Genomic DNA, 19,949 nt, shown 5'->3' with positions numbered 1-19,949 from the left:
CTTTTGGTCAAGACAGTAGTATGCTCTCAATCGTCTCTTTAAGCTTCTCAAAATTTTCAAATGTTCCAGGAACTAAATAACTATCAGGAATTTGAATATCAAATTCAGTTTCAATTGAAATTAAAAGCTCAATTGAAGCCATGGAATCTAACCCGAGTCTTCTTAAACTTTCACTCTTTTGAATTTCTTTAATGTCTTCATATAAATAATTATTTATGATATGTTCCAATTTTTTTTCCACTTTATAACTCCAATCTACATTTTTGGCTTCAAAACCTATAATATTTATCTTTTGTCTGGCATCATCTCCCTTAAGTATCCATATCATTTTTGGTATTTCACTATACTAATTATTTAATTTTTTTACCAAAGCCTTTCCCACCCAAGAAAGAATTTGATTACTAACGATTATAGTAAAAACAGATACTGAAGTTAATAGTTTAGATAAAGGTCAAAAGATTATTTTTATCATACATATAAAAACGTATTTTAAACACCTATTTTGTTTTACACTTTTCATAAAATATCTTATATTCTGTTCGTAAAAAAACTATAGCAGCAAACCATCATAATTTAATGACCGTTTGCTACTATAGTTCATAAAAATATTTCAGTTTTCTATTTCATCACATAACATACTTGTACTCAGCTTCTTACATACAAAGTTTCATTTCTTTTTTTGAATTAAATCTCATAATTTCGTCCTCCTTGTTCAAAAACTGATACTGATTAATATCATCTTCTATTATAAAGTATTAAAAAAAAGGAAACTAGATTATCTTTGTTTTCAAAAATTTATTTAACATAATTACATTTTTTGAGCTGTTAACTAAACTCTTTTGTCTTTTAAAGATAGCATGAAACAACCTATACTTTAGATCATTAGCATCCAAACAATATAAAATACCTAATTAAAATTCAATCTCACTTTTTTCAATGATAGTCTGAGAAACAGAAACAACTTGATTATTGTAAAAGCAAATCTCTTTAGGTACTTCTCTACTTAAAAAATTGAGTAAACTGGAAGATAAGCCGTATGCTCCAACATTTTTTATATAAAATAAGTCTCCCGAGTAAATTTCTCTTGACGTTTCAACGCGAGAATTAACGATATCCAAAGGAGAGCATGACGGCCCGACTAATCTATAACAATGTTCCCCCCAGCTACTATTCCTAAAATTGATATCATTTTTAGGCGGAAGTGTTCTCCTACTTCCAGAAAAACCGTTCAAACAATGTATTCCAATGTCTGAAATCAAATACGGTATACCTTTGCTCACTTTTTTATACAAAATGCTGCCTAAAATAGTCCCGGATTCAGCAGTTAAATATCTACCAGACTCAAAGAAACATTTCTTACTTTTTCGATTATCAATCTTCATAAAACATTTTTCAAGCTTTTCTTTTAGAGGAGTGAGTTCAAAAGCATGATCATTACTAGCATACGGAGCTGGAAATCCACCACCTAAATCTAGCATCTGTAAAGAAATCCCCATACGCTCAATTTTATTTCCTGTCTCCACTATCGCTTCTACATTTGAGACTATTTCATTCAAATCTATAATATTACTACCAAAAAAACTGTGTATACCATTCACCGTAACGTTTTCCGATTTAAACCTATCTATATTTTCTAAAAAAAACTCGAGATCTATGCCAAATTGACTCGAACTGCCGCCCATTTTTAACGATGAATGACTATTTTTTGAAGAAATGTTTAATCTAATAAAAATACCAATCTTTTTATTTAATGACACACAAAGATGATTGAGCATTTCAAATTCTAGAATAGACTCGCACGAAATCAGACTAAGTCCATGACAAATCATATAATGTACTTCTTTATAAGTTTTTGACGGAGAAGTAAACAGAATTTTGCTAGGCTCTACACTATTTTTTATTAACAGCATAAATTCTTCTTTATTTGCAACTTCGAAGTGACTGCCTAACTTATTTAAATGCCTAATTACCCCGGGATTGTTATTGCATTTCACTGAATATAAAATAGTACTATCTTTTGGCAAAATTCTTTTCAACTGTGTATATGCTTTTGAAATCGCATTCAAATTATAGATATACACAGGGCTACCATAGTTTTCGATCACTTTTTCAAAATTCATTTGTTAGCTCTTTGACCCTTTCTTTAAAAAAATCCACTGCGTCGTGTTCCATTGCTGTTATTTCTTTCAATAGTCGCTCCATTGTGTCATAAATCTCTTCTTGAATATGAGTTGATACGATTATTTTTAAAATAGACATAAATACATTTGACCATTTAGTATAAATCTTAAGATAGAGAGAGCGAATTTTTGCTTCACCTCTAAGTTCAAAAAAATCTGCTGCCTGTTTTCTACTTCTTCGAATCGTATCAACTCCTTCTGAGAAGCTATCTAGTCTGTGAAAATCTTTGTTCTCTATCGCTTTTAAAATATCTGTTATAATTTTTTCTAAAGCCTCGAATCCATAACTAAACTGATAATCTCCATAGGACTGATATATATTCTGGTCCGTCATCAATTTTATATTATGTTGTAATGCCTCTAACGTGCTAATCTCTTTTCGTGCTGTCTCATCTATTACTTCCATTCGAACGAATTTACATTTGACAAATTCTTGGGAATAATTCCACCATGATCGCAAGGTTTCCTTTTCAATGATTTTCTCACAGCCAAAGTAATTATCCTGAATAGAAACTAGATCTTCATTGATATCTATTATGAATGCATGAATATGATGCTCTTTTTGATACATATTACAGTAATTTAGAAAAAAATAATCCAGTTTAATTATATAACTCCCATTCTGCTCAATTTCCGTTTCAATAGTAGGATTAATTTTTTCTTCAAGAAGTATGCCAAAATAGTTCAAGAAATAGTAATCATAATAATGATCTTGGGTAGCAATTGTGAATAAACTAGAGTGACTTTGTTTTCCGTATTCCAAACCAGCTCTCCAAAAAAAGTTTTTAAATTCATAATTCATAGCCTTTAATTTTTCTGCTAAAAGCATTTCGAAACAATTAAACTGCGGCTCTTGTAACATTTAATCTACCCCTCTTTTTTTAAAATAATGTGATTGCAAAAATTCGAACACATAAATTATCTGGTAACTTTATATAGTTTATTTTACATTCTGAATCTAAAGGTACTTTCATCTCAAAAACAGAAGCCTGTTGATCGATTTTTCTTGCTTCTGGATATTGGGAAATAACATATTTTGTTGTGTAAAAAATAGAAGTATTTTCAAACTGGACAGATGTTCTGCTAAAATTCGGAAAATTCACTTCTACTTCATACTCTCCCCTGTCTGATCCAACAACGACTTTTTCTACATAATCACCATACAAACCCAAAGCTATGATTCCCATGCAATTAAATTTTTCTTTTACTTCAATTTTAATAATATTATTTACCGCTTCAAAATTATCTAATTCTTCATCATAGCAAATTTTATAATCTGATCTATTGCTAAATCTATTTTTAGGATAAGGAAAAGCAGTTCCCAATAAAGTTAACATAGCCTCATTATCAAGATCATTTTTCTGATAGGCTTTATTATTAAAATGTTTTGATATATTTATACTCTTCATTCAGTAAGGTTCTCCAATTCAGCACAATATTTTTTAAGCTTTAAGAAATCTATTTTCCGGTTAGAAGTCAGTGGCATTTTTTTTATTTTTAACACTTTAGGGATTTTGTACTTATCAAGCTTAAGTTTTAATCCATCTCTTAGGATTTCTTCTGAACATTCTCCTTGATAGACCAAAAAAAAGTGGTCATCAAGTGTAAATACTTTTGCGAAAACCACTTTAGGGGTTTTCATTGCTATTGATTCTATTTCAAGTGGATCAATACGATAACCGTTATATTTGATAAACCCCGAATTGCGGCCTTTAAAGAATAAGTAACCTTGCTGATCAATATAAAATTGGTCTCCAGTCCTAAAATATCGCGTATTCTCAACCTCAAAATAGTGGGTAGTTTCTTCCTTTGTTACATCTGATAAATACCCAGATGTAACACTTGGTCCTTCTATCACTAATTCGCCATACCCATGTTCACTTAATTTATTTGATTCATGATTTAACACATAAGCTTTTGTTCCTGGCAAAGGTTTTCCTACAGAATTTGGTTTGAATTTGAATTCTTCCGGAGTTAAAATAGAAACTCTCTTACACTCTGTAATACCGTACATAAAATAAATATTTAAATTTGGATTTTGTTTCCAAATTAGTTCCTGTATTGAAGGAGATAAATATTCCCCTGTGTTCGTTATCGTTTTTAATGATAATAAATTTAACCATTTATTTCTTTTTGCCAGCCAAATCAAATTGGTTGTCGTTTTAGGTAATGATGGCAGAAAAGTTATTTTTCTCTCTAAAATAAAAGACAGCAAAGCAAACTCTGAATACTCTTCGGAAAAAAATTCCAGTCTGCAATTTTTAATTACTGCAAAAAAAATATGATACAACCCATAATCAAATGTAATCGGAAGAAATAGACCAATCTTATCCTCTGAACTTAGCTTCAGTATCTTTAAAATAGATTCAATACAAAAATAGATATTAGACTTCATTATTTTAATCCCTTTGGGGACTCCTGTAGAACCTGAAGTAAAAATGGTCAGTACTAGCCTATCTTCAGTGCAGGATTTACTTCCAGCTTTATTTGTCACATATTTTGAAGAATAAATCCACTCAATTGGAAACTCGTTATGAACTGATACTTTTCCTCTGTCTGTGATAATTATATCTGGCCGAAAAATAGCTATACGTTGATTTTTCGACTTGTTTTCTCTTTTCAAATCTACTAAACAGATATTGATTCCTAAAGTAATTGTAGCTATCAACATAGGAATTATTTCGATCTCATCAAAAAATTCAATTAGAATCTTTTGATTAAATACCTTGCAAGCATTCAAATAATCCATACAACTTTGAACTTTTTCATATAAATCTCTATTTGTTAGTTTCTTTTTCTCCGACTGAAAAATAATTTTCTCAGGATCATTTTTTGCATTTTCAATTACACTTTTATAAAGAATATCGTTTTCTCCTCTCTAAATTACTTTAATACTTTATTTATCAATAAATAGGATCTATTTTAGCCCTTCCGCTCCAAGTGAATTAAAATTTATAGCCCTATTTACTTCAAGAAATTTTACTTACCACTGAATAATTTTTCGTCATAAATTGTATATGTGGTCAGCTTTTCTGATTTTATTAAGCATTCAGCTGCTTTTTTGTATCTTCGATGTTCAAAATAGAAATATGCTAATTTTCTAATAACAGCTTTTTGATACACATATGCATGATTATTACAAAAAACACTACCACACAGAAGCATTGTTTCTTCGTAGTGTAAAAAATTAATATTTTTTTCTAAATTAACATTACAATACATATAGATGTGCTCTAACGTTTTATTGTAGATGATTCCATTAATTTTATCTAATTCCTTTTTTGCAAGTTCTTTTTCTTGAGTCTCCAACAAACAAAAACTCTTAATAATTTTTAAGAAATTGTCTTTGGGCAATTTCTCCTCATTCTTATCAATCAGTTCTATGCTATGAGCAAAATTTTCTTTTAACATAGAATCCATGATAAATGACACAATTTGCTCTTGGTTATCACCTAGTTCATATACTCTATCTCCAACTTCATTGTCACCTTTGTTTAAAATTGCCATAATACTTATAGTTTGTTCAACATACCGATTCATTTCCTCCTTCAAGCTATCTACACATTTTTTTTTTCTTATAAGCAATTCATTATAAGTAAATGTTCCCTCATAAAAATTTTTTAAACAAAAAACTAATTCTATAACATTAGAATCTTCTGAAGAAATTAATTCAGGTATTTTGTTAATCAAAAAATAGAAAATATCAAAATTGATGCATTCTAATTTAGCCATTGCTGACTCAAATTGACAATTAAAGAATAATTCAATTGCCTCATAAATATTATCAATAAATAAAAATTTAAATAGTTCATTAGTTATTTTCAAATTTTTAAAATGATTAGATACTTGCATTCTGTCCAATATTAAAAAATATGTTTGCTGATCAAGATGATATTTACCTGATATCATATTTGAAAAATGGCTTTCACTCACAATCCCTTCACATAAGCTTTTTTGAGAAAATTTTTTTTTCTTACATAAAAACAATACAATAAAAATTCTTATCCTTTCGTCCATTTTACCCCCACCTTTTTAACCTAATTCTAATAAAAAATCAGCTTTTTTTTAATGCTTTAAGCTAAGCACAAAATTTTTTTTTTTATTAATAGTTTATTAAGAAATTCTAGAAATACTTTTTTTCACTAATCAATCCCACAAATCTTTGCTCCAAAGATACGACTGTTTTCGATCCATTTTAACTGATTCGTTAAATACAAGTAATTATCCACTTAAAAAGCGGGTGCCGGAACTGCCACTTTAAGAATTTTTCTCCTATTTCTTACTATTTATTGTCCAATAAACGGATATACTTCTTCAAATACTGTTAATTAGTCAGCCAAGTGATCTTCTCAAGGCAGATCGCAAATATATTCTTCTATCTGTTTCATGCTTCGTTCTATTATAGCCTTGACACCAAAATTTTTTATTCCCATAACGATATTTTATTTCCGCACATCTATCAAATATCATTGAGCTCCTCATTCCTTTCAAATAACCAATAACTGAGAAGCACTTAACCTTGGAGGAATTAGTCTAGCAACATGTAGATATGATTGGTATAAGTATTCGCCTCTATAATTTCGATACTCTTTCGCACAACTTTCGAATAATCTCACCAATGCTCACTTTATACTTTCCATAGATAATTTGACGACGGTTTTGTATATGATAAACTTTCTATGTTCTTTTTCATAAAAGCATCTCCTAAACTTGTTGATACTGTTTCCGAGAAGCTAACTTCATATTAAATACCACACTAGAAGTTCTTCGGAACCAGCCGTATAGCAGGTGGTTTTCAATAGATATAACAAAAAGAGCAAGGCACTTATGCCTCACTCCTCTATTCTAAATTCACAAAATAACTTAAAACTTCTATGCTACTTTTATCAAGTAGTCTTTTATGATTGTGCTTTACAATTCATGACGTTTACCTCCTTTTGTTTTAATTTTGATATGAATCAGTATCACTAAAGATTTTACCATGCTCATTTTGCATAAACTATACAAGCTATATGATTCAAAAAAACTCCTTTTATTATGAACTATCTCACTTTTAAAAATATTCATTTTGTTTTAACAATTTGATATTACAATTAAAATATCAAATGGAGATAGAATTATATATTATGAAGGATCAGTATTTAAAACTTAAACATTTTTTTAGAAAGCTATTAACAATTTTTATTTTCTATACCTAGACCTGGATACATACTTTTCCAAATCATGTTTATTTACCTAAGTGAATCAAAAAAGCGGTAGAAATCAACCACTTCATACAGATTGGTTCAATAATAAGTTAAATCAGCTAGAGAAAAAACATGAGTTTCGATCATCCATCATAATTTATTTCAGATCTACTCAATTAAGGAATAGACGGTTTAATTATTAAATCTCTTATCGGTCATGCAGAAACTTCTAATATGATTCGATACGTTTACGGACATACAAATGATCAAACTAAAATTGAAACAATTAAACGTTTGGAAGAATATAGATAAGCTAATCAAGAGTAATTAGTTACGAAGTACAAAAAAGTCGTAACCAAATCAAAAAAAGACACCTTCCAAAAAAAATGGAAAGTGTCTTAAATCCTTGATATAGTGAGGATTAACGTTTAGAGAACTGTGAAGCTTTACGAGCTTTCTTAAGACCTGGTTTGGTCATACTTGGTTTCATGACGTTTCAAAACACTGTAATACGTGGGCTTTTCTTGCTTCCACTGTTCACTGAATTTCAGACAATTTGAATAAGTTTCACCCCAAAGGTGGGGATTTACACTAAAAATCTGCGAGTCATAGGTGTTATTTTGCTTTCTTTTCTTTCAATGCTGCCAAACTAACAATTTGTGGAGCTGAGTATTCTAAATAGCCTCTTTTAACATCAGTTAGTTGCTCAATCATTCGAGTTGGTAATGCTAGTCCATATTTTTTCATTATTTCTCGCGGAATTTCATAACCTTCAACTATATTATTCTCCACTAATAGCTGAATTGCTTGTTTCAATGCTATTGGTTTGCTTGCCTTGATATTATCTAACGGTTCTTCTTTTCTCCAACCTCTATAATTAAGCTGTCTTTGTAGTTTTACATAATCTTCTGTTGAAATCAAACCAATATTTTTTGCTCGCATTATCATCATAGAAATTGAAACATTCCAATATCTTTTTAAATTTAAATATTGCTCAATTTGATTTAAATTTTTCTTCAAATTATTACTAAATGATTTTTCTGGCAATAAAAATGCTGACGCAAATTCATTAGCCTCATTTTCCATTTCTTTGTATGACTCCTTATCTAATTCTTGAGGATTGTACACTCCTTCATGCATTAACCAGTGTCCAAGTTCGTGAGCTAAACTAAATTGCTGTCTATAAAACGAATAGTTATTTCCTTCTAGTAAAATAACAAAATATTTATTATTTTCAATAATTACCGAACTACTAAATGCATCTACTTTATCACTCTGATTCGAAACAGTTGTAACAACGAAGCCCTTTTCTTCTAGCAAATTCATCACATCTATAATAGGATTCTCCCCTAACCCCCATTCTCTCCTAATGAATTCAGCATACCCAGTAGGTGATAGGTCTTTATTAGACAATGTCCAATCTAATTCTGGAAAATCTAAAAATTCACTTAAATAATCTCTAATTACTGCCGTATATTTTTTACTATACTCTGATGGTATTTTTTCTTTTTGTGTCGAAGTATACCTACTTCTAAAGAATGTTCCATTGGAATCCAAAGAATATTTATCTTTAGTAAAATAAAACTCTCTTGGAAATTTTAATTCTTGAACCAATTGAAATATTGAATCGAGACTAGGACTAGATTGTCCATTCTCATACTTTGATACCATTTGCTTAGTTACACCTAATAAATCAGCAATTTCAGAAATAGTCCTTTGATTAAATAGCCTCGCTTCCTTCAATCGTTCACCATTAAATTCTGAATGTAACATTTTTTTTCCTCCAATATTTATGTGTATCAATCGCTTTCGTCATTTTCTGCAATATCATCTTTGTCTTTATCCGTTGCTATATCTTTCTTATGGTCATCAATAATACCTTGTTTTAATTGTGGAATTGTAGATGAAGGCTTATTATCCTCATTAATTCCTGCTGTAGTTACATAATCGAAGGTTCCATAATCTGTTAAATCAGTTTTTTCAACTAATTCGCCAATACTATTTAATAAATTGAGAGATACAGAAACAACATTACCATAAATTTCTTCCTTAGAACATACATAAACTGTTTTTATTTTTTCAAAATCCTCTTGTAACATTTTTTTGGATTCAAATAGTCTAGTTTCATCAATAGTTTCATCAATATCAAACATACTCATTTGATGATTAATTTCTTGCCCATCTAAATGTTTATTAATTACTAACAAACAATTTAGGTAATGAAATGGTTTATCTTGAAATTCAGACAATATTTTATTCAAATTTTTTTCCCTAAAGAATAGAACTAGTTCAGAACCATCTTTTGAAATTACAGCTACAAATTGCCATATTTTAGTTCGTTCAACTATAATATATCGCAACCCATGCTTAAGTGCCGCATTTGATATTTCACCAAATGTATAATTCCAACTATATGCTGATTCTCCATTTCTTGTTACGAATGAGTTCTCAATTGCATTATTATCTAATTCATCTTTATTATTTTGTGTAAACCCTTTAACCAAAAATTCTAACTCTTGTTCTGAAAAATTCATTTTAAACCACCTTTCCTGTTTCTATCAACCATATTCGCATATATACTCAAAAAAGTCAACCTTATACGTCATTTCACTATTAAAACAGTATTTTATTATTCGTTTCCTATTATATTACAACAAAAAAACTGACTCACGCATGAGCCAGTCTTTCAACTTTATAAAAATTCAATGAAATAATTATCAATAAATGTACTTACCGTATTTAACTGATAATCTCGTCCCATGGCTTCATAATCAAGATAATTCCTTAGATGTTCTGGAACAGTAATCAAGGCTTCCTCTACTAAAACATAGCCTAGTTTCTCATCATTTGACATCATTACATTATCATCTAATTCAAAAATACTAGGTCTACACCCTTCATGTTCTGCTATTACCTCAATAACACTTCTTGGATAGTCCTCATAAGTTCCCAAGCCCTCATACTTTTCTGCTAATTTTTGCGGGAAACTATATTCACTCACTTGAAATGGCGTATCATAATCACTGATAAAATATTCTTCATATGAACAACCAAACTCATCTATAAATTCGTTTCCAACTAAAATTTGTTTATATGCCTGTTCTAAATCTTCATCAGAAAATGGGAAGTGAAGATATACACCGACTAAATACCCTTCATTATACGCTTTTAAATTAGTTAGATATATCCAATAATCACTTTTACCTCCCATTCTTTTTCCATCATGCGCCATCATCATTTGTTCCGTTACTAGTTGAGTCATATTTGACCACTCCTTATTATTTTTTGAACCATTCCATTTTGTTTAGAGCCGAGGTGCAGATTGTAAAGAAGCATTCTTTACGAACTTGCTTTTTGATTTAGTTTTCAAAAATCTCGTTTCAATTTTGAAATGGTGGTTCATTTTGCTTTTTCGCGTCGGTGCAATTGACAAAGCAATGTTCTTTTGTAACGGAAAGGGGCAAATTTTTAAATTTGAGTGGCTTGCCCGACCCTTGCAGTGAAAAAAGGTTATTGCTAGATTGCTTAGACCCAGCGAAAAAGCAAAATGAACCTTTCACTAAATGAAGTTAAGTTTGGAAAAATAATGCTCTTTGCCTGTTGTTTGCCCAAATAAAAAACCGTCAAAATTGACGGCTTCATACGGTTGCTTCCTTTATAATTTAATCATTTTTTCAATAATATCTAGCAACTCATCTTTGTTTTTTGACAATGATAATTCACGAAGAAGAACCATTTCCCTATTCGCTGTATCATCAAAAGAAAAAAAGCTAAGGTATCCTTCATCTAGAGCATGAATAATTTTCTCTAACGTGTTTATTTGAATATTTGCTGATTTGCCTCTCTCAATTCTACCTAAAAAGGAAACATCAACTCCTATTTTGTCTGCTAATTGTTCTTGTGTCATATTTTTAGCAATACGAAGCTCTCTAATACGATTAGCTATCTCCAGTTCTAACTTCACTCATTATCACACTCCTTTATTCTCTTACTCAAGTTTAAAGGTATTTGCTTCATCCAGTTAGAATTTATACATCCTTTTTCAAAACGAATTATGGACACGAAAGTCCTAAAACGTTATAATTATAAATAGTGGGTATTGCACAAACAGAAATAAATTGGGAGGAAGAAAGAAATGAAAATGAAAAAGAGTGGAGCAATAATTTTATTACTATTCAGTTTAACAATCGTATTATCAGCTTGTGGCACAAATAAATTAAATGGAGATTATACTGGGAAAATTAATCTTTTTTTTACAGAATCAACTGCAACTTTAAGGTTTAATGGAAACAAAGTAACTGAGGTTGATGATAAGGGAAATGAAACGAATGAAGCGACATATAAAATTAGTGATAATGAATTAGAAATAACTCATTCTGATGAAACAACTACATTAGCCGAACTTTCAGAAGACAAAAAATCATTTACTATTAAGTCTTCAACTAGTAACGGAGGGTCTTTACTTAAAAATATTAAATTTATCAAAGAGGAAAAATAGCATGAAGGCAAATGATATTTATTTTGAAACCATCTATTCATCAATTAAGGGAAATTTGAACCTCATATATCTATAAAAAATTAAGTTGGAGGATTTATACAATGGAACTGCCAAAAAAATGGAATTTATTTGATTTTACAGAACAACCTATTTTCGAAAACTGGGAACAAGGAATTGAAGCTTTTAATAGCTATGAAAGTGTGAAAAAAGAAACAGCAGAGTCACAAACATTATTTAAGTGGATTAAGAGGGGTTGTATTGTAGCAGGTATTTTTATGCTGGTACCCTCATTCATTTTAGCCATAATTCTTTTTATTATTGCTTATATTTTAAGAAAAAATGGAAAACAAGCTATCAAACTAAATCAGAAAGTTAACCAAGCGCATGATGATTTCATGAATGTTTGGTGGAACCATACCGATATATTTATTCACTCTTTGGCAGACAAACTAATGAATAATGAACAATGGAATAGTTTCCGAACTGGAAAAAAAGGGATTTTATATAGTAACAACACATTTATCTATTACGAAGCTGATACAGGGTTACTTGTTGCATACGATAAAAAAAATATCAAAGAAGTAAGTCGTGAACGATTACATGTTGGAGCAAATACAACAGGTAATTCTGGAACAACTGGTATTGGCTATACGTTCAAAGATACTGGAGTTACTATAGGCGGTGCGCAAACTAGCTCCCATTCAAACACTCAAAATATTTATGAATGGCATTTTGATGTAATGACTGATTTTATTACTTACCCAAAAGTATCATTAGTCCTTAACGATACACCGAATGTCGAAGACTTTATAGGAAAAGCATATGCTATTTTAAAACCATAGGGAGAGGAAGGTATCAAAATTGAAAAATAAAAAAATAACACTGTCTATCATCGGACTTATTCTTGTAGGTGGCATTTCAGTTGGTGCCATACACCAGCAAAATGTAAAAGCTGAACGAGTTAAACAAGAAGAAAAAAATGAACTTAAGAATACTGTCCAAGAAAATCAAGAAGACCCATACAAGAACTTATCTAAAGCTAAAGCTGAAAATGTTGCGAAATTAGACAAAACAGTTTCTAAAATTATTACTGAGAAACTCAACACAAAACCACTTGATGGCTTGAAAGATACCGAAGAAGCTCTTAAAACATTAGATGTTAAAGATGCTGACTTAAAATCAATTCATGACTCATATGCTGGTGTTGTCAATGTGGTTAAGACTCCAACAATTGATACACTTCAAAAGGCTCGTTCAGCAATGGCTAATATGGAAGAAGCGGATATCTCAGACCATATGCTTGATGAATATGAAGACAAATTAATTGAAATTGTGTCTAGAGAGAAATCAATCAATAAAGCTGATGTGGATAAGCAAAGTAAACCACTAACACCTCAACAATTAAAAGCTAAAGAAGACGCTAAGGCGAAAGCTGATAAAGAAGCGGCTGACAAAGCTAAAGCTGAGGCTGATAAAAAAGTAGCAGATGAAGCAAAAGCGGCTGCGGACAAGGCAGAAGCCGCAAGAGTAGCAGAGGCTGAACGACAAGCGGCAACACAAGATGGCGCAGAACAATCTCAAGCAATCAATAATGGTGGGGGCGGAAATTACACACCTCCGGTTGCTGATAATAGTGGTGGCGGTGATTATACGCCTCCGGCTAATAATGGTGGGGGCGCATCCAGTAATGATGCTGCTCAAGATGCTGCTAGTAATACACCTACGCCTGCACCACCATCTAAAGATCTTGATACAACTGGTACTAATGATATTAATGGTAATGAATTGGAACCAGGTGGCTGGTAATTTGGGAATAACTTAAGTAAATGAAAGGACGGAATCAAATTTGAAAAAGAAGAAAATAATGCTATCTATAATTGGGCTTATTCTTGTAGGTGGTATTTCAGTTAGCACCATACATCAGCAAAATGTAAAAGCTGAACGAATTAAACAAGAAACGGACAAAGAAGTTAAGAATACTGTTCAAGAAAATCAAGAAGACCCATACAAAAACTTATCTAAAGCCAAAGCTGAAAATGTGGAGCGATTGGATGGTGCTGTTTCAAAAGTTGTCGCTGAGAAACTTAATGCGAAACCATTAGATGGTCTTAAGGATGCCGAAGCGGCACTTGCCATTATTGATGTTAAAGATGCTGACTTGAAATCAATTCACGATTCATATACAGATGTGATTAATGTGGCTAAGACTCCAACAATTGATAATCTTCAAAAGGCTCGCTCAGCAATGGCTAATATGGAAGATGCTGAATTATCTGAACACATGCTTGATGAATATGAAGATAAATTAATTGAAATTGTGTCTAGAGAGAAATCAATCAATAAAGCTGATGTGGATAAGCAAAGTAAACCACTAACACCTCAACAATTAAAAGCTAAAGAAGACGCTAAGGCGAAAGCTGATAAAGAAGCGGCTGACAAAGCTAAAGCAGAAGTTGATAAAAAAGTAGCAGATGAAGCAAAAGCGGCTGCGGATGCTGCAGAGTCTGCAAGAGTAGCAGAGGCTGAACGACAAGCTGCTGCACAAGCTGAACAAGCAACTAATGGTGGTGGTTACACTCCTCCAACCGATAATGGTGGTGGATATACTCCGCCAGCCGATAATGGTGGGTATACCCCTCCAGCTAACAATAGTGGTGGAGGGGCATCTACTCCTCCTGCTAATAATGGTGGTGGAGGCGCATCTAGTAACAACGCAGCGCAAGATGCTGCTAGCAATACACCAGTGCCACCAGCACCACCGGGAGCTAGTCAAGGTCAAGATACTACTGGTAATGATGGTCCAAATGGTTGGGAGCTTGGTGACAGCTTCTAATATCAGTAACAGATAGAGTCGGTCATGGACCGGCTTTATTTTTATGTCAAAATAGCGTACAATGGAATTAAATAAGCGAAAAGGAGCAACATCGTATGAAATTTGATGCAACTGTTACTCTTGTTAAAACACCTGAGGCTCAGGCTAAACAACAGGATACTGATAAAGCGAAACATGACTCCTCTATAAACGACATCACATTAGGTAATTATGCCCCAGTGGTTCGGTACGGTAATACAGTTGTACTATTCACTAAATAGTCAGAATTTTCTGATAATTTTAATTAAAATTGAAAATCAAAAACACGTGTCTGCATACGCAGACTTTTCAATTAGGGCTACGCCCCATTTGAAGCTATGCTTCAATCCCCTTTTTGTACATGTAATTATAAATAATAACTCATTATTGGCTCGCTCTCGCTACAATTATTAGCTTAGTAAAAAAAATGGAAACTGTCAATGTTAAATACCTATCTCTAATTGAAATATAATTTAATTTCGACAACAGCTTACTATCATTACATTAAAAAATAGGGAGATAACTATGGAAACTAATACTACTCTGTACAAAGAATTAACTAGGCAGTCAGAAGCTCTTTATCTCACTGTAATTAAAATTGAGATTAATAATCATATTAAAAATGGAGATAAGAATGTGACGTTCGATTGTTTAACATTTGATAATCTTCTAGGGCTATTGAAATTAGGTTATAAAATCACATATCTCAATAACAAATGGACAATTCATTTAACTGTTTAAAAACAGCAGAAATTAATTGGAAAAACGAAGCAAAACAATAGCTCTTTTTCATATAACTTGGTATATTTATAGTATAGAAGAGCACAAGTAATCTAGTCAAAACAATAGAATAGCCCTATAGAAGAGCACAATTTAGCACAAGAGCCGTAAAAACGGACAACCGCACCGCATCTATAAATCATAGATGCGGTGCGGTTTTTTTATTTCCCACAATTCATATTAAACCGTTTTGATAGCAGTGCTAGACCTACTCTTCTTGTTGAAATGTCACTAAAGATTAACAGCATAGAATGCTGTTGGAAAGTAAAAGAGGTAAAACCATGTATAAAAAAGAATTAACCGAATTCATTATCCACGAACAACTACTTGTAATACAAATGTATCCAGCATTAAACGGAGCAATTCAGTTACATCTAGATACTTACACTCAAATCTTAGACGTATTCAGCTCAACCAATGAGTATGTTAGAGAACTCATTGACGAATTGAGCAGAACTAAAAACACGTTTATTAGTGAAGCAACCAGCGATAAAGACGTGAACCAAGCACCAACGAGAAGTAAGACCGAAAAAGTGGAGATGATTATCACTGAACTAGTAATGAAGATTCAGAATAACCCCTCACTAAAAAAATCTATCAGCTTTCACGCAAGGGTATACGGACAGATTCTCAATGCTGTTCATTCAACCAACAAGGAACTTATAGATAAGCTAGGTCAATTAAAATACGAGTCATTCAAAGCAAACTTAAATGACCTTTAACATAAATCCTGACCTATGGTAATAACGTCGTTAAACTTGTTTATCAAAAATAACTAGACCTTAAAAAGCAATGTATGCTGGGTCGTAAGGAGTACATTATTATGGCAACACCATCATGGAACAAGAAACTATCAGAAGTATTAGGTTATCAGACTCAAGAAATTACAAAAGTTAGTCCTAGGACTGGGAACGAATACACAACGGATGCTATTCCTACCCTAAATATCTCATCAACAGGGATTGTTAGCCCATTAGATGATGGTTACTTCCGTTATTCCGTTGTTGATATTCAAAAACAGTTGGAATATGAAATTAAAGTCAAGAATAAAATTGATGTACAACTCGGAACTCCATTAAGCTTTAAAAATGTGGTTGGTGGTTCGCTCGACAATGGGCGTAGTTGGTATTCAGCAGATTCAGTAGAAGTGCTAAAACGTAATGGCTAAGTACAGACGTATTATCCGTAACGAAAAAAGTAAACGTCAAGGCTATCAGTATTTTTCGATAGCCTTGGTAGTTGCCTTACTATCTGCCGGTCTAAGTGGATATTGCTACTACATTAGTATAGGAACTAAGCCACTTGCTTTCGCTGTAGAATTTTTCAAATTAGCCACCCTGCTATCATTGTTTTGTACCATTATAGCTTTGATTGGCGTCATTCTACTATTTAAAAAGCAGGAACGAGTGACAACCTTTGACGAACTTCACCCCATGTCTAGTGAGTCACATAAAATAGCGAATAAAGTAGCACAATTATTCAATGATAAACAAATTACCGATGTCTTAAAATTATCAAATATGACTCGCTACGGAGAAGAAATGCCCTTAGTCTATGTATGGATTTCAGAGGATTATTCTCATGGTTACTTAGCCATTGAAAACATAGCCAATTATGAGCGTATGGCAAAAGACAAATACGAACAACGTGTGTCGGGATTACTAAGCAATCAATATAAACACTATTCTGTTGTTTCTTCTAAGCTATCCAAAACTGACAGCTATGTGATTTTCAATTTTGAAGATACACTAACTAGCCAGCGTTTTAATGTGACTGACTCAAAGGATTCATTACAAGATTTTGTATGCAAAGATGTACACGCCATTCAATTATCAAAAAATTTAATTTGGTACTCTGATGTGAACCCTCACCTGTCAATAATAGCTCGTACCAGGGCAGGAAAATCTGTGCTAGCTGGTCGATATATGGCTCGATTAATGCAACTACAAGGTTGGAAAGTGGAATATAATTCTGCTAAATATGACCGATATGTTAAAGAATTCAACGGGAAAAGCACAGCTACTGAAATAGTAGAACGTGCAGAATACTGGATAGAGGTAATGAAAGCTAGACTCCAAGAAATCAATGATGCGGAGAAAGAAAAATATCTTGAAATGGAAAACATGGATGATATTGCCATCTTCTTTGATGAAATCGGAAATCTGAACGCTGCATTAGAGCTCGATAAGCCACTCAAAAAGCGGTGGGAGTCTGCCATCAATCAGCTTACTGCAACTGGTGCTAGTACTGGTATCCATGTTATCGCTATTAGTCAATTCGCTACTAAGGAAGGCTTCCTTCCCTCACTAGCTCGTACCAATTGCTCCGAGGCAGTCATTATGCTTGGTGGTGCTGCTGATTCTGCGGATGAACGTAAATACTTGATGGCTGGATTTGCCGACATGCCAAAACGTACATATCGTGTAGGGGAAGGTATCGCAAGAATTCTATCTAGTGGGGAACAATGGGAAACACCGCATTTCTATGAAGCGCCGTGGTTCGAATAACTAGTGGCTAAATATATCGGGCAGTGCAGTGCTTGTACTGCACTGCTCTAAATACTAACTATTAACTATTCTAACGCCTACGACACAGGGCTTGTCGATGTGTCGTAAACATTCCCGAAACGTTGATTTAACGGTAACAAACCCTTACCCCAGCTAACTTTATCACCCTCACTAACCATGGAATAGTTAGAGGAATAGTTAAAACAGAAAGGATTCTAATTATTATGAAGAAAGATGCAAAATTAAGCTGCGTGATGATTGTACAACAACTAGATGAAAAGTATTGGGAACATTGGGAAGACAAACAACCCATAAATGAAGCCAACAATGGTAATGTTCGCCCTCTTTTGGAAGAAACAGTGAGGCGACTTGAAACTAATGATTATACGGTCAGCGAAGCTTACGGAATTATCCATGATAAAGATGAGCGCACCATTTGGAATGAAGAAAAGATGGAAAACGTAACAGAAAATAAAGCGAAACATGTTCATATGCTGATTAAATTTGATAAGGGAGATACCCTTAACTGTTTGGCTATGGCGACAAGTATTGAACCACAGTACCTTGAAAAAGCCAAATCAGGAAGATATGGCTATGACAATATGACTGCTTATCTTGTTCATGCCAAAGACCCCGAAAAGTTCCAATATTCACCTGAAGAAGTTGTCACTGTAAAAGGTGAAAAATACGAAAGTGTTCATGGTCGAAGAATGGAAACTTGGGTCAAAGGTCGAGCAATTAAAGAAGCAAAAGAAACTAATCAGAGTGTTGATTATGTCGTTTCTGAAATCGTTAAAGGTAACTTATCAAAGGAGCAAGTAATCTTGACAGATGAGTTATACAAAGTTTATGCGCAGCATAAACGAAAAATTAATGAAGCCTTTGAAACCGCTGGGGAAAATAAAAGCTATCAAACCGTCGCTGATTTAGAAGCAGGAAAATTCAAAAAAACTATTATTTTCATTCATGGAAAAAGTGGTACTGGAAAAACTCGAATTAGTAAAGAAATCATTGAAACATTGAAGCAGTTTGCATTACATATCGAAAACAAAATTTGGGATTTTTGTATGACTGCCTCAACGAATGCTTTTGATGAATATAATGGACAAGATATATTATTTTTGGATGATATTCGTGGATATAGTTTAAGCGTTTCGGATTGGCTAAAACTTCTTGACCCTTACTCAATCAGTCCAATTTCTGCGAGGTATCACAACAAATTAGGTTCAGCAAAAGTAATCATCATCACTAGCACAATGAAGCCTGCTGATTTTTTTGAGACTGCGAAAGCTAATTATTCAGAAGATGTCGGACAATTTATTCGAAGAATTGATTTGCTGATTGAGATTGATAAAGAAACTGAGAATAATTTCTTCTTATACGAGCCCACACCAAATGAAGATTCTTCATCATCACAGAATGGAAAAGCGACAAACTGCCTATACTCATATAAGTTCGAAAAGATAGGCGACTTTGACGGTGGTGAAATGATGGTTAAATTTATTAAAACCATGCAAACGAATATGAAATGGGTACAACAAAATAGCTCGTCACAAAGCCCGCAAAGCAAAGGTGACAAGCTATCTGAAAAGAGTAGCAAGCTTTAACAACTTGCTACTTTCATTATACGTTCAATGAAAGGAAATACCAACTATGGAAATAAAATTTGATGAAAAACAAATCGAAATGCTTCAACAGCAAATTAGCCAACTAATTCTAAATGAAGTTTCAAAAATAGATAACAATAAACCACGTTACATGAATAAAAAACAAACTTGTAGCTACCTTCAAATATCAAATAATACCCTTGATTATTGGATAAAAAAGGGGCTTCCTGTCATAAGAATTAACGGTGTTATGCGTTTTGATAGTTTAGAGATTGATAATTGGTTATCAACCAAGTATAATCGAGTCACACCTTTGACTCGCAAACAAAGGAGTTTTTAA

At 32.5% G+C, this 19,949-nt stretch carries 20 protein-coding genes and 1 pseudogene; 10 read left to right on the top strand and 11 right to left on the bottom strand.

Annotation, left to right across the window (positions count from 1 at the left end; genetic code table 11):
• Positions 1–7 precede the first annotated feature (7 nt).
• The 11 genes and pseudogenes from IGI58_RS08275 to IGI58_RS08225 form a co-directional block, all read right to left on the bottom strand.
• Positions 8–328: a phosphopantetheine-binding protein gene (locus tag IGI58_RS08275; protein ID WP_429953837.1), complete on the bottom strand. Its 321-nt coding sequence runs from the start codon at positions 326–328 to the stop codon at positions 8–10.
• Positions 329–911: 583 nt separating this feature from the next.
• A complete protein-coding gene (locus IGI58_RS08270; RefSeq protein ID WP_429953838.1) occupies positions 912–2,120 on the bottom strand; it encodes a hypothetical protein in 1,209 nt (402 codons plus the stop codon).
• Complete coding sequence (locus tag IGI58_RS08265; protein WP_429953839.1) at positions 2,110–3,042, bottom strand: hypothetical protein; 933 nt, start codon at positions 3,040–3,042, stop codon at positions 2,110–2,112. Before IGI58_RS08265 ends, IGI58_RS08270 begins: the two co-directional genes overlap by 11 nt.
• Positions 3,043–3,061: 19 nt before the next feature.
• Positions 3,062–3,589: a hypothetical protein gene (locus IGI58_RS08260; protein ID WP_429953840.1), complete on the bottom strand. Its 528-nt coding sequence runs from the start codon at positions 3,587–3,589 to the stop codon at positions 3,062–3,064.
• The gene (locus IGI58_RS08255; protein ID WP_429956343.1) at positions 3,586–5,025 is read right to left on the bottom strand and encodes an ANL family adenylate-forming protein; all 1,440 of its coding nucleotides are present in this window, start codon (positions 5,023–5,025) and stop codon (positions 3,586–3,588) included. Before IGI58_RS08255 ends, IGI58_RS08260 begins: the two co-directional genes overlap by 4 nt.
• A 134-nt stretch (positions 5,026–5,159) precedes the next feature.
• Entirely contained in the window at positions 5,160–6,197 is a 1,038-nt protein-coding gene (locus IGI58_RS08250) for a hypothetical protein (RefSeq protein ID WP_429953841.1), read from the bottom strand.
• A 311-nt stretch (positions 6,198–6,508) separates the two neighbouring features.
• A pseudogene (gene tnpA / locus IGI58_RS08245) lies at positions 6,509–6,845 on the bottom strand (IS200/IS605 family transposase).
• 1,136 nt (positions 6,846–7,981) lie between these two features.
• On the bottom strand, positions 7,982–9,139 hold the full coding sequence (locus IGI58_RS08240; protein WP_429953842.1) for a helix-turn-helix domain-containing protein: 1,158 nt from the start codon (positions 9,137–9,139) through the stop codon (positions 7,982–7,984).
• A gap of 26 nt (positions 9,140–9,165) precedes the next feature.
• A complete protein-coding gene (locus IGI58_RS08235) occupies positions 9,166–9,900 on the bottom strand; it encodes a DUF5986 family protein (RefSeq protein WP_429953843.1) in 735 nt (244 codons plus the stop codon).
• Positions 9,901–10,058: 158 nt separating this feature from the next.
• Entirely contained in the window at positions 10,059–10,628 is a 570-nt protein-coding gene (locus IGI58_RS08230) for an antirestriction protein ArdA (RefSeq protein ID WP_429953844.1), read from the bottom strand.
• 393 nt (positions 10,629–11,021) lie between these two features.
• A complete protein-coding gene (locus tag IGI58_RS08225) occupies positions 11,022–11,330 on the bottom strand; it encodes a helix-turn-helix domain-containing protein (protein ID WP_429953845.1) in 309 nt (102 codons plus the stop codon).
• 171 nt (positions 11,331–11,501) lie between these two features.
• On the opposite strand from IGI58_RS08225, the gene IGI58_RS08220 reads away from it, so the two are divergent.
• The 10 genes from IGI58_RS08220 to IGI58_RS08175 all read left to right on the top strand — a co-directional run bounded on the left by IGI58_RS08220 (position 11,502) and on the right by IGI58_RS08175 (position 19,949).
• Positions 11,502–11,864: a hypothetical protein gene (locus tag IGI58_RS08220; protein WP_429953846.1), complete on the top strand. Its 363-nt coding sequence runs from the start codon at positions 11,502–11,504 to the stop codon at positions 11,862–11,864.
• 101 nt (positions 11,865–11,965) lie between these two features.
• Positions 11,966–12,706 carry a hypothetical protein gene (locus tag IGI58_RS08215; RefSeq protein ID WP_429953847.1) on the top strand — a complete coding sequence of 247 codons (741 nt, stop codon included), beginning with the start codon at positions 11,966–11,968 and terminating at the stop codon, positions 12,704–12,706.
• Between the two features lie 19 nt (positions 12,707–12,725).
• Positions 12,726–13,670 (top strand): hypothetical protein, encoded by a 945-nt coding sequence (locus tag IGI58_RS08210; protein WP_429953848.1) that lies wholly within the window; start codon positions 12,726–12,728, stop codon positions 13,668–13,670.
• A 40-nt stretch (positions 13,671–13,710) separates the two neighbouring features.
• Positions 13,711–14,697, top strand: a complete 987-nt coding sequence (locus IGI58_RS08205; RefSeq protein ID WP_429953849.1) for a hypothetical protein — start codon at positions 13,711–13,713, stop codon at positions 14,695–14,697.
• Positions 14,698–14,792: 95 nt separating this feature from the next.
• Positions 14,793–14,957, top strand: a complete 165-nt coding sequence (locus tag IGI58_RS08200) for a hypothetical protein (RefSeq protein ID WP_429953850.1) — start codon at positions 14,793–14,795, stop codon at positions 14,955–14,957.
• Positions 14,958–15,776: 819 nt separating this feature from the next.
• Positions 15,777–16,217, top strand: a complete 441-nt coding sequence (locus tag IGI58_RS08195) for a hypothetical protein (RefSeq protein WP_429953851.1) — start codon at positions 15,777–15,779, stop codon at positions 16,215–16,217.
• Between the two features lie 101 nt (positions 16,218–16,318).
• Complete coding sequence (locus tag IGI58_RS08190; RefSeq protein ID WP_429953852.1) at positions 16,319–16,663, top strand: hypothetical protein; 345 nt, start codon at positions 16,319–16,321, stop codon at positions 16,661–16,663.
• Positions 16,656–18,002 carry a cell division protein FtsK gene (locus IGI58_RS08185; protein ID WP_429953853.1) on the top strand — a complete coding sequence of 449 codons (1,347 nt, stop codon included), beginning with the start codon at positions 16,656–16,658 and terminating at the stop codon, positions 18,000–18,002. Before IGI58_RS08190 ends, IGI58_RS08185 begins: the two co-directional genes overlap by 8 nt.
• A 224-nt stretch (positions 18,003–18,226) precedes the next feature.
• On the top strand, positions 18,227–19,609 hold the full coding sequence (locus IGI58_RS08180) for a Rep family protein (protein WP_429953854.1): 1,383 nt from the start codon (positions 18,227–18,229) through the stop codon (positions 19,607–19,609).
• A 46-nt stretch (positions 19,610–19,655) separates the two neighbouring features.
• Positions 19,656–19,949: a helix-turn-helix domain-containing protein gene (locus IGI58_RS08175; RefSeq protein WP_429953855.1), complete on the top strand. Its 294-nt coding sequence runs from the start codon at positions 19,656–19,658 to the stop codon at positions 19,947–19,949.

This window comes from Enterococcus sp. AZ020 (genome assembly GCF_050499205.1).
Taxonomy (GTDB): Bacteria; Bacillota; Bacilli; order Lactobacillales; family Enterococcaceae; genus Enterococcus_L; species Enterococcus_L dunnyi.
The sequence above is the reverse complement of the archived record's forward strand: the minus strand, read 5'-3'. Positions and strand labels throughout refer to the sequence as shown.

What these genes read in the sequence shown, in the direction of transcription:
- IGI58_RS08175 (WP_429953855.1), top strand. Translation starts at nt 19,656, where the DNA reads ATGGAAATAAAATTTGATGAAAAACAAATCGAAATGCTTCAACAGCAA.
- IGI58_RS08240 (WP_429953842.1), bottom strand. Translation starts at nt 9,139, where the DNA reads ATGTTACATTCAGAATTTAATGGTGAACGATTGAAGGAAGCGAGGCTA.
- IGI58_RS08195 (WP_429953851.1), top strand. Translation starts at nt 15,777, where the DNA reads ATGTATAAAAAAGAATTAACCGAATTCATTATCCACGAACAACTACTT.
- IGI58_RS08235 (WP_429953843.1), bottom strand. Translation starts at nt 9,900, where the DNA reads ATGAATTTTTCAGAACAAGAGTTAGAATTTTTGGTTAAAGGGTTTACA.
- IGI58_RS08180 (WP_429953854.1), top strand. Translation starts at nt 18,227, where the DNA reads ATGAAGAAAGATGCAAAATTAAGCTGCGTGATGATTGTACAACAACTA.
- IGI58_RS08275 (WP_429953837.1), bottom strand. Translation starts at nt 328, where the DNA reads ATGATATGGATACTTAAGGGAGATGATGCCAGACAAAAGATAAATATT.
- IGI58_RS08190 (WP_429953852.1), top strand. Translation starts at nt 16,319, where the DNA reads ATGGCAACACCATCATGGAACAAGAAACTATCAGAAGTATTAGGTTAT.
- IGI58_RS08200 (WP_429953850.1), top strand. Translation starts at nt 14,793, where the DNA reads ATGAAATTTGATGCAACTGTTACTCTTGTTAAAACACCTGAGGCTCAG.
- IGI58_RS08230 (WP_429953844.1), bottom strand. Translation starts at nt 10,628, where the DNA reads ATGACTCAACTAGTAACGGAACAAATGATGATGGCGCATGATGGAAAA.
- IGI58_RS08250 (WP_429953841.1), bottom strand. Translation starts at nt 6,197, where the DNA reads ATGGACGAAAGGATAAGAATTTTTATTGTATTGTTTTTATGTAAGAAA.
- IGI58_RS08260 (WP_429953840.1), bottom strand. Translation starts at nt 3,589, where the DNA reads ATGAAGAGTATAAATATATCAAAACATTTTAATAATAAAGCCTATCAG.
- IGI58_RS08270 (WP_429953838.1), bottom strand. Translation starts at nt 2,120, where the DNA reads ATGAATTTTGAAAAAGTGATCGAAAACTATGGTAGCCCTGTGTATATC.
- IGI58_RS08215 (WP_429953847.1), top strand. Translation starts at nt 11,966, where the DNA reads ATGGAACTGCCAAAAAAATGGAATTTATTTGATTTTACAGAACAACCT.
- IGI58_RS08185 (WP_429953853.1), top strand. Translation starts at nt 16,656, where the DNA reads ATGGCTAAGTACAGACGTATTATCCGTAACGAAAAAAGTAAACGTCAA.
- IGI58_RS08220 (WP_429953846.1), top strand. Translation starts at nt 11,502, where the DNA reads ATGAAAATGAAAAAGAGTGGAGCAATAATTTTATTACTATTCAGTTTA.
- IGI58_RS08265 (WP_429953839.1), bottom strand. Translation starts at nt 3,042, where the DNA reads ATGTTACAAGAGCCGCAGTTTAATTGTTTCGAAATGCTTTTAGCAGAA.